The sequence below is a fragment of the Agaribacterium haliotis genome (genome assembly GCF_002312815.1).
Lineage (GTDB): Bacteria > Pseudomonadota > Gammaproteobacteria > Pseudomonadales > Cellvibrionaceae > Agaribacterium > Agaribacterium haliotis.
Genome location: NZ_NKQJ01000009.1, coordinates 167,341 through 181,350, shown reverse-complemented (window position 1 = coordinate 181,350; position 14,010 = coordinate 167,341). Strand labels below are relative to the sequence as shown.

The 14,010-nt window shown below is 50.2% G+C and carries 15 protein-coding genes; 9 read left to right on the top strand and 6 right to left on the bottom strand.

Annotated elements, in window-relative coordinates; all coding sequences use genetic code 11:
• The first annotated feature begins 55 nt into the window (after window positions 1-55).
• The 6 genes from CFK45_RS12150 (at window position 56) to CFK45_RS12125 (ending at window position 6,112) form a co-directional block, all read left to right on the top strand.
• Window positions 56-586 carry a protein disulfide oxidoreductase gene (locus tag CFK45_RS12150; protein ID WP_096086709.1) on the top strand — a complete coding sequence of 177 codons (531 nt, stop codon included), beginning with the start codon at window positions 56-58 and terminating at the stop codon, window positions 584-586.
• Window positions 587-710: 124 nt separating this feature from the next.
• Complete coding sequence (gene gmk, locus CFK45_RS12145; RefSeq protein ID WP_096086708.1) at window positions 711-1,343, top strand: guanylate kinase; 633 nt, start codon at window positions 711-713, stop codon at window positions 1,341-1,343.
• A 149-nt stretch (window positions 1,344-1,492) separates the two neighbouring features.
• On the top strand, window positions 1,493-1,777 hold the full coding sequence (rpoZ, locus tag CFK45_RS12140; RefSeq protein WP_096086707.1) for a DNA-directed RNA polymerase subunit omega: 285 nt from the start codon (window positions 1,493-1,495) through the stop codon (window positions 1,775-1,777).
• Between the two features lie 17 nt (window positions 1,778-1,794).
• Window positions 1,795-3,930 carry a RelA/SpoT family protein gene (locus CFK45_RS12135; RefSeq protein ID WP_096086706.1) on the top strand — a complete coding sequence of 712 codons (2,136 nt, stop codon included), beginning with the start codon at window positions 1,795-1,797 and terminating at the stop codon, window positions 3,928-3,930.
• Window positions 3,931-3,961: 31 nt separating this feature from the next.
• Window positions 3,962-4,345: a RidA family protein gene (locus CFK45_RS12130; protein ID WP_096086705.1), complete on the top strand. Its 384-nt coding sequence runs from the start codon at window positions 3,962-3,964 to the stop codon at window positions 4,343-4,345.
• A 9-nt stretch (window positions 4,346-4,354) separates the two neighbouring features.
• Window positions 4,355-6,112, top strand: coding sequence for an SLC13 family permease (locus CFK45_RS12125; protein WP_096086704.1), 1,758 nt, complete (start codon window positions 4,355-4,357; stop codon window positions 6,110-6,112).
• Window positions 6,113-6,183: 71 nt separating this feature from the next.
• On the opposite strand, the gene CFK45_RS12120 is transcribed toward CFK45_RS12125, so the two are convergent.
• From CFK45_RS12120 to rrtA, 4 genes are read right to left on the bottom strand one after another with little or no spacing between them, the layout of a single operon-like run.
• Window positions 6,184-6,495 (bottom strand): DUF1244 domain-containing protein, encoded by a 312-nt coding sequence (locus CFK45_RS12120; protein ID WP_239923670.1) that lies wholly within the window; start codon window positions 6,493-6,495, stop codon window positions 6,184-6,186.
• A 50-nt stretch (window positions 6,496-6,545) separates the two neighbouring features.
• Window positions 6,546-7,208: an SDR family oxidoreductase gene (locus tag CFK45_RS12115; RefSeq protein WP_096086703.1), complete on the bottom strand. Its 663-nt coding sequence runs from the start codon at window positions 7,206-7,208 to the stop codon at window positions 6,546-6,548.
• Window positions 7,209-7,264: 56 nt separating this feature from the next.
• Window positions 7,265-7,693, bottom strand: coding sequence for an MAPEG family protein (locus tag CFK45_RS12110; protein ID WP_096086702.1), 429 nt, complete (start codon window positions 7,691-7,693; stop codon window positions 7,265-7,267).
• Window positions 7,690-8,334: a rhombosortase gene (rrtA, locus tag CFK45_RS12105; protein WP_096086701.1), complete on the bottom strand. Its 645-nt coding sequence runs from the start codon at window positions 8,332-8,334 to the stop codon at window positions 7,690-7,692. Before rrtA ends, CFK45_RS12110 begins: the two co-directional genes overlap by 4 nt.
• Before the next feature lie 107 nt (window positions 8,335-8,441).
• On the opposite strand from rrtA, the gene CFK45_RS12100 reads away from it, so the two are divergent.
• Window positions 8,442-10,460 (top strand): AsmA family protein, encoded by a 2,019-nt coding sequence (locus tag CFK45_RS12100; RefSeq protein WP_096086700.1) that lies wholly within the window; start codon window positions 8,442-8,444, stop codon window positions 10,458-10,460.
• 9 nt (window positions 10,461-10,469) lie between these two features.
• The gene (locus CFK45_RS12095) at window positions 10,470-11,045 is read left to right on the top strand and encodes a lipid-binding SYLF domain-containing protein (RefSeq protein WP_096086699.1); all 576 of its coding nucleotides are present in this window, start codon (window positions 10,470-10,472) and stop codon (window positions 11,043-11,045) included.
• Between the two features lie 33 nt (window positions 11,046-11,078).
• On the opposite strand, the gene CFK45_RS12090 is transcribed toward CFK45_RS12095, so the two are convergent.
• The gene (locus tag CFK45_RS12090; protein WP_096086698.1) at window positions 11,079-12,275 is read right to left on the bottom strand and encodes an MFS transporter; all 1,197 of its coding nucleotides are present in this window, start codon (window positions 12,273-12,275) and stop codon (window positions 11,079-11,081) included.
• Window positions 12,276-12,327: 52 nt separating this feature from the next.
• Between CFK45_RS12090 and CFK45_RS12085 the strand changes: the two genes are divergently transcribed.
• Window positions 12,328-12,999: a DUF4919 domain-containing protein gene (locus tag CFK45_RS12085; RefSeq protein WP_096086697.1), complete on the top strand. Its 672-nt coding sequence runs from the start codon at window positions 12,328-12,330 to the stop codon at window positions 12,997-12,999.
• An 11-nt stretch (window positions 13,000-13,010) separates the two neighbouring features.
• Here the strand turns inward: CFK45_RS12085 and CFK45_RS12080 are convergent, their stop codons facing one another.
• A complete protein-coding gene (locus tag CFK45_RS12080; RefSeq protein WP_096086696.1) occupies window positions 13,011-13,700 on the bottom strand; it encodes a 4'-phosphopantetheinyl transferase family protein in 690 nt (229 codons plus the stop codon).
• Between the last annotated feature and the right edge of the window lie 310 nt (window positions 13,701-14,010).

Sequence of the window (14,010 nt, the reverse complement as noted above, 5' to 3'; positions counted from 1 at the left end):
TTTTGCACATTAACGTATAGACAGGCCTCGACGGACCTTAATAAAGACATGGTACATGAGTACAGACAATAGCGTTCAGACTAAATCAATTCGCTCACAGCTGGCTAAAATCGCTGGCCAGTTGCTAGTCTTTGTTTTGGTTTTCAGCGCGCTGAGCGTCGCCTTAGACTGGTGGCGAGGTCAAAACCTGCAAAGCCGGCCGGCCAGTATCGCAAATTTAAGCGATGTTCACGGGCGAGCGATTGAATTAACAGACGAGCTGCAGATTATCTATTTTTGGGCCAGCTGGTGTGGCCCCTGTAAAGTAACAACACCTTCTATTCAGCGCCTCAGCCGCCATTACCCTGTAACAAGTATCGCCATGGCCTCGGGCTCCGACAGTGAGCTTAAGCAATACCTCAACGATAAGAAGCTGAGCTTCACTGTTATCAACGACAACGAGCAACAGCTGTCTAAAGCCTGGGGCGTCGGCGTAACGCCGAGCATTCTTTTTGTTAAAAATGGCGAGCTGGTACACCAAACCAGTGGTGCCAGCAGTTACCCCGGGCTATTGCTGCGCAGCTGGTTAGTGGAATACTTTTACTAACGCCGCTTAGGCGCCAACTTCTCAGCAACGGTGTTGATCGGGGCAACATTGCTCTAAACTAGCGAGCAAAGACATTACAAGAGCCGCTATCGGCCTTGAACAACAGCACCCTGAACAACACACCATGAGCAATCAAAACCTCGGCACCCTCTACACGGTATCCGCGCCATCCGGGGCGGGTAAAACCTCGCTAGTCAAAGCGCTTATTGAAAAAGAGCAAGGCCTACAAGTTAGCGTCAGCCACACAACCCGAGCAATCAGGCCGGGCGAAAAAGACGGGGTGAACTACCACTTTGTTGAACACAGCAGCTTTGAAAGCATGATCGAAGCCGGCGACTTTCTCGAGTACGCACAGGTGTTTTCAAATTACTACGGCACCAGTTTACGCTGGGTAGACGAGACACTTGCCACCGGCAAAGACGTTGTGCTCGAAATAGATTGGCAGGGCGCCGCTCAGGTCAGGGCCAAACACCCTGGCACGGTGTCTATTTTTATTCTGCCGCCATCAATCAACGCCCTGCGCGAGCGCCTAACCGGGCGCGGGCAGGACGATAAAGAAACCATCGACAAACGCATGGCCGAAGCCTTTAGTGAAAGCTCACACTACGGCGAAGCTCATTTTTTGGTCATTAACGATGATTTTGAGCTGGCACTCGAAGAGCTGATTACGATAGTGCGCAGCCAGCGCTTAAAACTTGAAAAACAACAGCTGCGCCACCACGATTTATTAGAGCAGCTTTGTAAAGGCGAATCATAAACACAAAACTTGAGCCCAGCGCTCGTTAAAGTGTTTATCATTGCGCGACAATAGTTGTCCAATGCGCCCACAAAGCGTACAATTTGGCCCCTTTTGCTCTGTGCGCCCTGCCCAGAGCGCCTTGGCAATGTAAAACTAAGTGGATAATCATGGCTCGAATCACTGTTGAAGACTGCCTTCAGTATGTAGACAACCGTTTTGAACTGGTCCTGCTCGGCAGCCGCCGCGCTCGTCAAATTGCAGTAATGGGCAAAGACCCGCTGGTACCTGTCGACAACGACAAGCCCACCGTTATCGCCCTGCGCGAAATTGAAGAAGGCCTGATCGACCAAGCCGTACTGGCTGAAGCTGAAGCCGAAGATGAAGGTTTTGAAGAGCTGCTGAACCTCGATGCAGCCGTAGACGGCAATCAACCAGCCGCGCCCGAACTCTAAGGAAGACCGCCTTATATATGGAAGCCTCTGGCCCTGTTCTCAGCATAGATAATTTTGCACACAGGCTAAGCTCCTACCTCGAGCCCGCCCAGATCACCAAGGTCAAGCGGGCTTATTATTACGCCGAACAAGCCCATTTAGGCCAGTTCCGGCGCAGCGGTGAGCCCTATATCACCCACCCTCTGGAAGTTGCCAATATCCTTGCGTCGATACGCATGGACCATCAAACTCTGATGGCCGCAATGCTGCACGATGTTATTGAAGACTGCGCCATCGGCAAAGACGCCGTAGAAAAGCAATTTGGCCCAACCGTGGCCGACCTGGTTGACGGGGTCAGTAAGCTCGCAAAAATTGAGTACGAAACTCAGGCAGAAAAGCAGGCTGAAAACTTCCAGAAGATGGCTTTGGCAATGGCCAAAGACTTGCGTGTAGTTGTCATCAAGCTCGGCGACCGCCTACACAATATGCGCACACTCGGCGTGATGCCGCCTGAAAAAAAACGCCGCATCGCCAAAGAAACACTGGAAATTTATTCGCCAATCGCCCAGCGCCTAGGCATGAACGACTGGCGTGTGGAATTTGAAGATCAGTGTTTTAAAGCCATGCACCCGCTGCGCAGCTCACGCCTGCAGGCGAGCTTAAAACAGGTTCGCGGCAACCGGCGCTCCATCGTTGAAAAAATTCAATTGGCCATTGAGGAACGCCTCGACCGCCACGAAATCGACAACCTTGTTATCGGGCGCGAAAAGCATTTGTACAGCATCTACAGCAAGATGCGCAGCAAACACAAAAGCTTTAAAGAGATTATGGATGTCTACGCCTTTCGCATTATTGTCGACAGCATAGACACCTGCTACCGCACACTCGGCGCCATTCACAACTTATATAAGCCCATTCCCGGCGAGTTCAAAGATTATATTGCCATCCCCAAGGTCAACGGCTACCAGAGCCTGCACACCGTAGTCATCGGCAAGCAGGGTGTGCCGATTGAAGTCCAGATACGCACCAAAGAAATGGATGAGCTCGCCAGTTCCGGTGTCGCCGCACACTGGCTCTATAAAAGCACCGACGAAGACACCTCGGCCATTGCCAGCTTTGATCGCGCCAATCGCTGGATCAAGCGCTTGATGGAAATTAAGCAACACACACAGAGCTCACTTGAGTTTGTTGAAAACGTAAAAATCGATCTGTTTAAAGACGAGGTTTACGTCTTTACACCCAAGGGCGCGATTATTGAACTGCCTGTCGGCACCAGCGCCGTCGACTTTGCCTACGCCGTACACACCGATGTTGGCAACAGCTGTGTAGCCTGTCGCATCAATGACAGGCCTGCACCACTGAGTCAAAAACTCGAAAGTGGCCAAAAGATTAAAATTATTACTAGCGAGCGCAGCCAGCCCAACCCAAATTGGCTCAACTTTGTCGTTACCGCCAAAGCGCGCTCAGCTATCCGCCACTATTTGAAGCATCAGCGCCACACAGAAAGTGTTGAGCTCGGCAAGCGCATGCTCGAGCGCGCCCTCGTGCACGCCAGCCACGAACTCGAAAGCCTCGAAGCTGAGCACTATCAGCAGATTCTGGCCCACACCCATACCGACAGCACCGAAGAATTGTTTGAAGCGATCGGCCTCGGCAAGCTCAGCGCCGCCAATGCCATTAAGGCGCTCGCGCCGGAAGCTCAACTCGACGGCGGCGCGCCGATCACCGTCGACCGCGCCGACGGTGTACTGATCAGCTTTGCGCGCTGCTGCTGGCCGATTCCGGGCGACCCGATTATCGGCCACTTAAGTGTCGATAAAGGCATTGTTGTGCACCGCGCCAACTGCAATAACGTCAGCGACCTGCGCAGCAAAAAAGAAAACATTGCCGATACCCACTGGGCGCACAATGTCGAAGGCGAATTTATGGTAGAAATTCGCGTCGAGGTACTAAGCGAGCGCGGCATTATCGCCAGCCTTGCAACCAGGCTGTCGTCGACCGGAACCAGCATTGAGCGTATTCAGGTCGACGAGCGCGACGCCGAACACAGCGTTATTACCCTGACCATCAGCGTCGAGGGGCGCATCCACCTCGCCAATATTATGCGTAAAGTCAGAACTATGAGCGCCGTCGAAAAAATTTATCGCGTGCGCAACCATAAACGTTCACGCTAATTTATATAGCGTTTTTAGTTAAGGAAAGAGCATGCCTAACAAAGCCATTATTCACAGCGACAACGCCCCTGAAGCTATCGGCACTTACAGCCAGGCCGTCAAAGTGGGCGACACCGTCTATCTCAGCGGTCAAATCCCACTGATTGCCGAAAGTATGACTATGGTTGACGGCGATTTTGCCGCCCAGGCTCACCAGGTATTTAAAAACCTGGCCTCGGTCTGCGAAGCGGCCAACGGCTCGCTGCAAGACATCGTCAAACTCAATATTTACCTGACCGACCTTAGTAACTTCCCCATCGTCAACGAAGTTATGGGCCAGTATTTTGAGCAGCCCTACCCTGCGCGCGCCGCCATAGGCATCAGCCAGCTACCCAAAGATGCACTGATCGAAGCCGACGGCATCATGGTGGTTTAAAGGCCAATCATGGACGCGTTGCTGACCCTGGCCGTGCTGGCTTGTGTATTACTGGCCTTAATCAGCAACAAAGTTGCCGCCGACCTGGTATTAATGGCGGCGGTCACCGTACTGATTATCAGTGGGGTATTGAGCCCCGCCGAAGCCTTGGCGGGTTTTGCCAACCCCGGCGTTATTACCATTGCCACGCTCTACGTTGTTGCTGCGGGTTTGATTGAAACCGGGGCGGTGCAGTGGCTCGCCCACTATGTACTCGGTCGGCCGCGCTCGCTGCGCAGTGCGCAGCAGCGGCTAATTTTTCCTACCGCGCTGCTCAGCGCTTTTACCAATAACACAGCCATCGTCGCAATGTTTACCCCGGCCATCCAAAGCTGGGCCGAGCGCTTAAAGATCCCGCCGTCAAAGCTGTTAATTCCGCTGAGCTACGCCGCAATTATCGGCGGCACCTGTACCATTATCGGTACCAGCACCAACTTAATTGTGCACGGTTTATTAATCGACAACGCCAATATTGAACTGGGGCTATTTGATATCGCCATCGTTGGCCTGCCGCTGTGCCTTGCCTTTGCATTGTTTATGTATGTATTTGGCAGCAAGCTGCTGCCAAGCAGAGGCAATACCGCTGAGCAACTCAGTGAAGTTAGGCAATACTGTGTTGCTTTTCGGGTAACGGAAGGCCCGCTCGTTGGTCGCAGCATACGCAACGCCGGCCTGCGCCATCTGCGCGCAGGTTATCTGATTGAATTACAGCGCAACGAACAATTACACACGGCCATAGACCCGAGCTGGAATATCGAGAAGCACGATATTTTGCATTTTTTAGGCGGGCCGGAACTAGCCGCCGAACTGCGCAATATTCGCGGCCTGCAACCGGCCAGTCTCGCCGTCGAGAAGCTGGCCATCGCCAACCAGCAGCGCCGACTAGTGGAAGTTGTACTCGGCCCGGAGTTTCCCGCGCTGGGTAAAAGCGTTCGCGAGAGCCGTTTTCGCAGCCGTTTTAACGCGGCGATTTTATCCATTAGTCGCAACGGTAAACAACTGCCGGGCAATGTCGGCGAACAGCACTATAAAGTTGGCGATACTTTATTGCTCGAAACTGGCGACGAATTTGTCGATCAATACCGCTTCCGCAAAGATTTTTTATTGGTCAGCCCTTTAAGTGATGAGGGCCTAAGTGATTTTAGAAAAGTGCCGCGCGCTGTCGGCATACTGCTGCTTATGATCGCTTCGACCAGCTTTGGTTTTACCAGCATACTCGAAAGTGTTCTGTTAGCTGCTGGCGCAATGTTGCTCACACGCTGCGTCGGTGCCGCCAAAGCCCGGCGGCAAATTGATCTACAGGTATTGGTGGTGATTGCCGCATCCTTTGCACTGGGCACTGCGATGAACCAGAGCGGCGCTGCGGCCATGATTGCCGACACCTTGATGCACGACAATCTCGCCTCACCGATGCTGGCATTGGTGATTATCTATTTGTTGACGGTTGTTTTTACCGAATTAATGACCAATAACGCCGCAGCAGTATTAATGTTTCCCATTGCCCAGAGCTTTGCCGAACAGCTCGGTGTCAGCATCATGCCATTTGCAGTGGTATTGATGGTTGCCGCTTCGGCCAGTTTTATTACACCGCTGGGTTATCAAACCAACTTGATGGTCTATGGCCCGGGCCAGTATCGCTACAGCGATTACGTTAAAATTGGCACGCCGCTGAGCCTTGTGATAGCGGCGCTGACTTTGTTTTTAGTACCGATAATCTGGCCTTTTTAATTAGGGCCTTTTTAATTAGGGCCTGTTTATTACTTTCCCCAGCAGCCGTTTTTTCGCAGGGCTGCGCGGTTTTAGTCGCCGCTTTTATTTTTCTCAAATGCCGCCAGTTGTTCTGCGCTGGCTTCGGTTTGATAACGCTGTTTCCACTCGCTGTAAGGCATGCCGTAAACGCGTTCACGTGCACTTTCTTTAGCGATGTCTTTGCCAAGATTTTTTGCTTCGGCAACATACCACTTGCCAAGGCAGTTGCGACAAAAGCCAGCGAGATTCATTAAATCAATATTCTGTGCATCTTTGCGCTCATCGAGGTGTTTTAGTAGATGGCGAAAAACCGCCGCTTCGATTTCTACCTGCTCTTGAGCTGTCAGCTCATCTACCTTTATTTCGCTGCTCTTTATTTCGCTACTCTTTATTTCATTGTTATCTGTTCCATCTACCACGGTAATTGCTCCCCATTGCTGTGCCAAAATGATCCGCTGTTATGAATTGTTAACTCATCAATTCGTTTACTCAAACGCTCGGCAGCCGTTTGCGCATCAATATCACCCGCGTAATTTACCATTTCGGTCTGTACAAAACCCGGATGCAGTAGCGCAACCGCTACATTCTGCCCTTTAAGATCCAGAGCCAGTGACTTGGCGCCGGCATTTAACGCAGCCTTGCTCATTCGATAACCGTAGTAGGCTCCCGAACCGTTGTCGGCGATTGACCCCATGCGGCTGGTTATACACGCGATTTTTGCCCCGCCGTTTAAGCTTGGTTTTAACGCCGAACTCAAGCGTATCGGTGCCAAGGCATTGATCGTGTACTGTTCTAACATCGACGCCGAAAAAACCTCATCGATGCTTTCAGAAAACAACACACCGGCGTTGTTAATAAGTACATCAATAGCTGTTGCCGACAGCGTTTCAGCAACAGCACTGAAGCTGGCCTCATCGGCCAGATCGACATCTTCGATAATTCTATCTGCACAATGCTTAAGCTCTTCACTCGAGCGCCTAACAAGTGCAATAACACGGTCACCGCGATTTTTATAACACTGAGCCAGGGCCAAACCAATACCGCGATTTGCCCCACTGATAACTACCGTTTTCACTTTTTGTCCCCCTGAATTAGTTACACACCACTGAGCCTGCGCAAAAGCAACGCCGTCTACAACTTCAAAACAATCAGCACCAACAAAACCAGTGTGCTAAAAAAGCCGATAGCAAAAAAATACGAGCGCGGGCTTGGGTTTTTTTCTGTTGCAATAGCGTAATAAAGCCCCATATGGGCGATGCGCGCAAGCGCGTAGATCCAACCCAGCCACGCCAGTGTTGGCGCGGCAACACCAACGTTCATTGCCAAAAAAATACAGGCAATCATAATCAATGAATTTTCCAGGCTGTTGCGAAAACAGCGATCGCTGCGAAAAACAAAGCTCTCTTGGCCAAGGTTTGCATCAACAATGCCCGGTATATAAGATTTCTGGCGACGGTGAGCAACCATGGCGATTAAGCTCTGTACAAACATCGTCGCTAAAATTAACCAAACTGCGAGCAAGCTCGCGTGGTAGTCTTCAAGAATACTGGCAAATTTCATAACGCTTCCTGTTGTTGTGTTTTAAATAATTTAAAAACAAATAAACTCGCCGCAGCGACATTGCCCAGAATCAAACCATAAAGGTGCGCACTGGCAATCACATTGCCACCGATAAAGGCTTTCATTTCACTTGCATCGTAGTCGGCGCCCTGCTGAGCAACAACTTTATATACAAGTACGGCGTAGATAAATAAGTACAGCCAGGGCTGCTGGCGGCTTTGTAATAATAGCTGCTGGGCGATCATGCCATAGAGTACGCCACTAAGGCCGACGTAGTTCTGCAGTGAAGCATCAAAAACATACAGCGCCAGGCCGACACCAGTGGCAATAAATAAAAAACTACCGTACCACTGGCGCCAACCGCAGTACTTTTTAAACAGGAGTGCGGCAAGCACATAGATGCTTAGATTCATCAACATATGGTTGACGTTAAGATGAACAATATTGCCCGTTACAATACGCCACCACTGCCCCTGCTCTATTGCGCTTCTATCCCAACTGAGAATAGGATTCAACTGCTCGTGGGCCACGCCTAAGCAAAATACGACCAAGCTAACAATAAACAAATCACTTAGTGCTTTGAAACGCTCCGGGCTTAGACCGGGCTTTTGTGGTGGCGTTATACTTGGGTTATTGGACATAGTGGCCTCGCTATCAGGCGGCCATTCTAACACTCGGTGATTCACGCGGCATTCACATCGCGTAAGTACATTGAGCAGCAACAACTCAAATTCGAGCGAGAGCCACAGTGAAGCTAATAGGCCGTTTTTTTCTAATCTTTGTTCTGACCCTGATTATTTTGCTTGGTGCGGTGGTCGTTCTACTGTTTAGTTTTGACCTCAACCGCCTCAAGCCAGAGCTTCAACAGCTAGCCGCCGAACACGGCGCTGAGCTTCGTTTAGATGGTGATTTAAGTTGGCAGTTGTGGCCACACCTGGCTCTTAAAATTGCAGACAGCAGCCTGTACAACCCCGAGGCCCAACAGCTAGCCTCGATCGAACTGGCATCCTTGCAAGTCGCCATTGCACCGCTTTTAAAAAAGAAAATTGAAGTTGAAGCGCTGACTCTGCACGGGCTCGAACTCAATTACATTATTGACCAACAAGGCCAAAATAATTGGCAGACTCTGCTAACAGATAGCAGCACACCAGCAGCTTCGCACTCAAACAGCAGCGATAATAAAACATCGGGCAACACCGCTCTCGACCTAAGCATCGCCAATATCGACATTCAGCGCCTAAAAGCAAACTATGAAGACAGGCAAAGTTCGGATAAAGCCGGCTTAAATCTCAGCACCTTGCAGCTACGCAATGTCGGCCTCGACGGTAGAAAGATGCCAATTGACATTGTAGCCAGCGCAACCAGCTCTATGCTGCAGGCGCCGCTGCAGCTGCAGGCCAAAGGCCAGGCGAGCTACGATCAGCAAAGTGGTCACTATACACTCAAACTCGAAGCGCTAGAGCTGCTCTATCGTCAAGCTCAGGCAAATATCAAACTTGCCCTGCAACAAACTGCGTCTGCACTACCGGACCTGCAGATGGAACTAAGTACCGCTTCAGCTAGGCAGTGGATAAAAGCCTTTGACGCCGAGCCAAGCAGCTTAAAGGCGGGTGTGTTACAGCACACACAGCTCAATATTTTGGCAAGCAAGGATTTTGAGCTCATTGAGATCGACGGCAAGCTCGATAAAACCACCTTTGCCGGCAGACTCGCAACGTCGACCACCAGCCCCAAGCTGAGCAGCTCCCTCGCCTTAGGCAAATTCAATGCTGATGATTATCTGCTGCAAGCGGACGATAGCAGCTCAACAACTGAGGCCAGCTCTGACGAAGCAAGCGAGACGACCGCTCTGCCTTTAGAACTGCTGCGTGAATTGGATTTTGTCAGCGAGCTGACAATGGAGCAGCTGCTTTGGCGCGAGCAGCAAATAACCGAGCTGCAGGTTAAAGCCGAAGCTAAACAGGGCCTGATTGAGCTGCCTGTCGCGAAGTTTAAAATTAACGGCGCCCCGGCAAGCTTTCACGCCCTGGCTGATGCCAGGGGAAGCGAGCTGAGCAGCAAGCTCGGCGGCGAACTTAAGGCTCTGCAACTCAAAGCTCTGCTTGAAGAATTTGCAGACTTTCACAACATAGACGGCAGCTTTGATTTGCAGCTTCAGGCACAAACTCGCGGCAAAGACAGCCATCAACTCAGCCAAAACTTGAGTGCCCATATATTCGGCGAGAGCCCGGAGCTCAAACTCAGCCCGCTAAATCTACTGCAGGCCTTGTGCCAGAGCGCTGCTCGCCTCGAGGGTCGCGCTGTCGGCAATACCCAGTGGCCGGCCTACACCCTGTTTGATAACAGCCGCTTTGAAGCCGAGTATGCCGGGCAACAGCTAAAATTGCTTAAGCTCGACGCAGGCCTGGCCGAGCTGCGTACCGAAGCCAAAGGCCAATATTCGCTCGCCGATGGCAAGTTTGACTTCCCCATCCAGCTTCGCCTCGACAAAAGCTTTGCCGCGGTCGACGCCTGCCGCGAAGTCAGCTCAAAATGGGATAACCAGGTGCTGCCTTTGCGCTGCAAAGGCAGCATTGATCAGCTCGGTATCAAAAGCTGTGGTCTCGACCGCAGTTACCTGCAAGATATTGCCGAACAGCGCTTAAACAAAGAAAAAGAAAAGCAAATAGACAGGGTCGAGAAGGAACTGAGTGACGAAGCTGAAAAACTGCTAAAAAAGCATTTAGACGACGATAATATCAATAAACTCAAGCAGCTTTTTCGCTAGAATAGAAACATGAAATTTTTATTAAACTGCCTGCCCTGGCGCGTATTGCTACTCAACCTGCTTCTCGGCTTCTCTTTTTGTGTTGACGCCAAAAGCGACATTGAAGCCCAGCGCGCCAAAATAGATACCATGGCCGAACAGACTCTGGCCGAATTCTACGCTGCGGATCCCGCGAATAAAGAGCTGATCACAAACGCCGCGGGATACGGAGTATTTAGCAATGCTCATGTCAGTGTGGTTTTAGCCAGCTTAGGTGGCGGTAACGGCGTTGTTTATTACAACCAGGGCCAGCACAAGGTCTATATGAAAATGGCCGAACTCGGCCTCGGCCTCGGCGCCGGAGTCAAAGATCAGCGTTTTATTATTGTATTTTCGAACCCAGATACCATGGAAAGTTTTTGCGATAAAGGTTGGTTTTTTGGCGGCCGCGCCGATGCAACCGCACAAACCCTGGAAAAAGGCGGCTCGTTTGATATCGAAACCGCAAGCCACGGCATACGTATCTTTCAGTTCAGCAAACGCGGTTTAGTACTGGAAGCAACCGTCAAGGGCAACAAGTTCTGGCGCGATGAAGATTTAAACTAAAACGTTTTATTGGCGTTAAGCCGGCGCAAACACTTAACTCGCGTTGTTGCTTGCGGGCTTAAATACAAGCCACTCATTTCCCGCTTCTGGTTTAGATGGAATCAATAAGGCCAAGAACAAAGAGCACAGCGCAAAACCGGCGCCAACCCAAAACACCAGACTGTGGTTGTAGACCCACAGCACACCGAGTAAAGCCGGGATAAATACCGCAGCAATGTGGTTAATGGTAAAACTCACGCTGGCTGTTGCTGCAATATCTCGTTCATCTGCAATTTTTTGAAAATATGTACTGATGGCAATCGCCAGCGCAAAAAACATATGATCAATAACGTACAGCGCGGCGGCAACTTTTGAGTCATTTACCAAAGCGTAACTACTAAATACGGCAATAAGGCCGAGGTATTCAATAATCAGTACACGCCGCTCACCCCACTGACCAATAAAACGGCCGATACGGCGAGCAAAAAACAGGTTAAACAAATAGTTAACAATAAAAAGCGCACTGATATCGCTGACACTGTAACCAAATTTTTCAACCATTAAAAAACCGGCAAATACAACAAAAATCTGCCTGCGCGCACCACTCATAAAGACCAGCGCATAATACAAACCGTAGCGCTTCCTAAAAATAAGCTTTTTGTGCTGCTGAGCTTTTTGCTCAAATAAAGGAAAGCGTGCCCAAAGCAATAACACAGCAATAAGGCCAAGGCCGCCGACACTTGCGTAAACCCAAAGGTAATCAACGCCCCAGTAGCCCATTAGCAGCCAAATCAAAGCGTAAGCACTCAGCGATGCAAGGGCTTTTACACTCAAAGCTTTGCCCATAAATTCAGCAGTGTGCTCTTTTTCCAGCCACTGCAAAGTCAGGCTTTTATTAATTGTCTCGTAGTAGTGAAAACCAATGCTCATCAGCACGGTTGTACAATAAAGGCCAATGGAGAACGGGAAGAAGCCGGTCAGCAGTACTCCGAGCATCATCAGCACCAAGCTCAATAAGGCCAGGCGCTGTTCGCGAATAATCAGCAGTAGAAACACCGCTGTAAAGGCTAGAAAACCGGGCACCTCGCGCAAACTCTGCAAGATGCCGATTTCGACCCCGCTAAAGTTTGCGCGCTCAATAACAAAGTTATTCAGTAATACCTGCCAGCTCGCAAATCCAAAGGCCATCAAAAAAACCATGGCCAATAACAGCTGTTGGGGCTTTAGCTTCTTGTCACTTGGGCTTAACATCTCGACCTCCCACTTAGGCCGGCCATGCTAACAGCTACTGGAACTTTAGACGATGCGTATTTTTTGTCTCTGCCTGACACTTATACTGTTTGCTTGCAGTCAAAACCCTAACAAAGTTGAACCTGTAAGTGCTGAAGACGTAGCGCTCAACAAGTATCAGCAACAAATTGAACAAATAAAAAGCGATGCAGCGCACGCAGACTACACTGCCCTGCGCAAAGCTTATAGCCTGACAGCGCTCTACCAACCCTGGGACAGCAGCGAGCACGAAGCGGGCCTCGCCATCTTAAATACACTTGCTGAAGACAACTACGGCTTTTGCCTGCAGCTGTCGCAGGCGTTGTTACAAAAAAACTACACTAGCCTAATGGGGCATTTTGGTGCATGGAACTGCAACAAGTTACAAGGCGACTTTGATCAAGCCAATTTTCACCGGCAGGTTATTCAAGGGCTGATGCAAAGCATTAGCGCTAGCGGCGATGGCAAACAGCCGGGCTCTGCTTGGCTTGTCTACAGCGAAACCGAAATGCGCGATTACATTCGCCTAAAAAGCCTGTTGATGTTTAACCAGGAAGCCTTTATTGAAAACGGCCGACACTTGCGCCGCGCCTGGTGTACCGACCCGAAAAACGCCGAAGCGGTGATCGAGCTTTATTTTGACTTAAGCCCGGCTTTATTTACTAAACTAGCGCCGCCAGAGTTTCCGGCTCCGAGTTTTCAGTAACTGCGCTGGGCTTACTGAAACTCGTTAAAAACGCCATCTTGCCATTCAAATAAGCGCGGCATCATTGACTCGCCGCGCCAGAACAAAGCCAGTTGCAACTCATTTTTTAAGGCCTTGCTGAAGTACTGATAGGCTTCTAACTCACTGAGGCCATCGCGACTAAGCAAAGCAGAAGGTGCAAGAAAGTGCTCTTTGAGTTGAAATATGCCCGAACCCTGCCATTTAACTTGCGCCTCCATCAGGGTCCAGAAACGATAAAAAGCCAACTGCTGCTGCATATCGTTGCGCAAAGCCACAATCTGCTCGGCAAGCTCCGCTGATAAAAACTTGTGTGGTCGGCGCCAGTGCTGCCCTCTGCGCTGCCTGTCTTCGATATCCAGGCCCAGATTAAATTCGGCAATGGCAAAAGCAATCGCTTTGTCGCAGTGACTCAAGCTGAAGTGCCAGCTCGAAGAAGGCAAAACGGGCTTGCCGCTTGCCTCTATTTCAATCACAACATCGCTAATGTCGCAGGCCTGTTTTTTAGCCAGCTGCTGTTTCAGCAACAAACGCGCAACGGCAAAAATCCAGCGTTTATCCGGTGAGCGCATGCACTCAAAACGCGTTAATTCATCTGGGCTCAAACAGGCTCGCGCCTGAGCTTTTAGCTCGTGCGACAAATGGCCATCTAAATAAAAAACATAAACACAGGGAAAATTCATCGAGCAAGGCTAACACAGCAGCTACAAAGCAGCGCAACAAGCAGCCAAACAAAGCATGCACAACCACATATTGCTGCCAAAAAAAACGCCGTAAATCAGCTAAAAATCGGGGATTATTTGAATAAATTGGAACTTTTGCCCAAGCAACGAGCACAATAACGAAAAGCGCGCCACTTTGGTTCAAAATGCTTAATTTTTCATTTAAACGTATGAGAAGCGGTGTTACATTTGCCCCGATTTAGGGCTAAGTTCTCTGATCACTATTAAAGCTCCACTCCAAAGGGCTTGCTCCAAAAGTTACAGAAAGGAT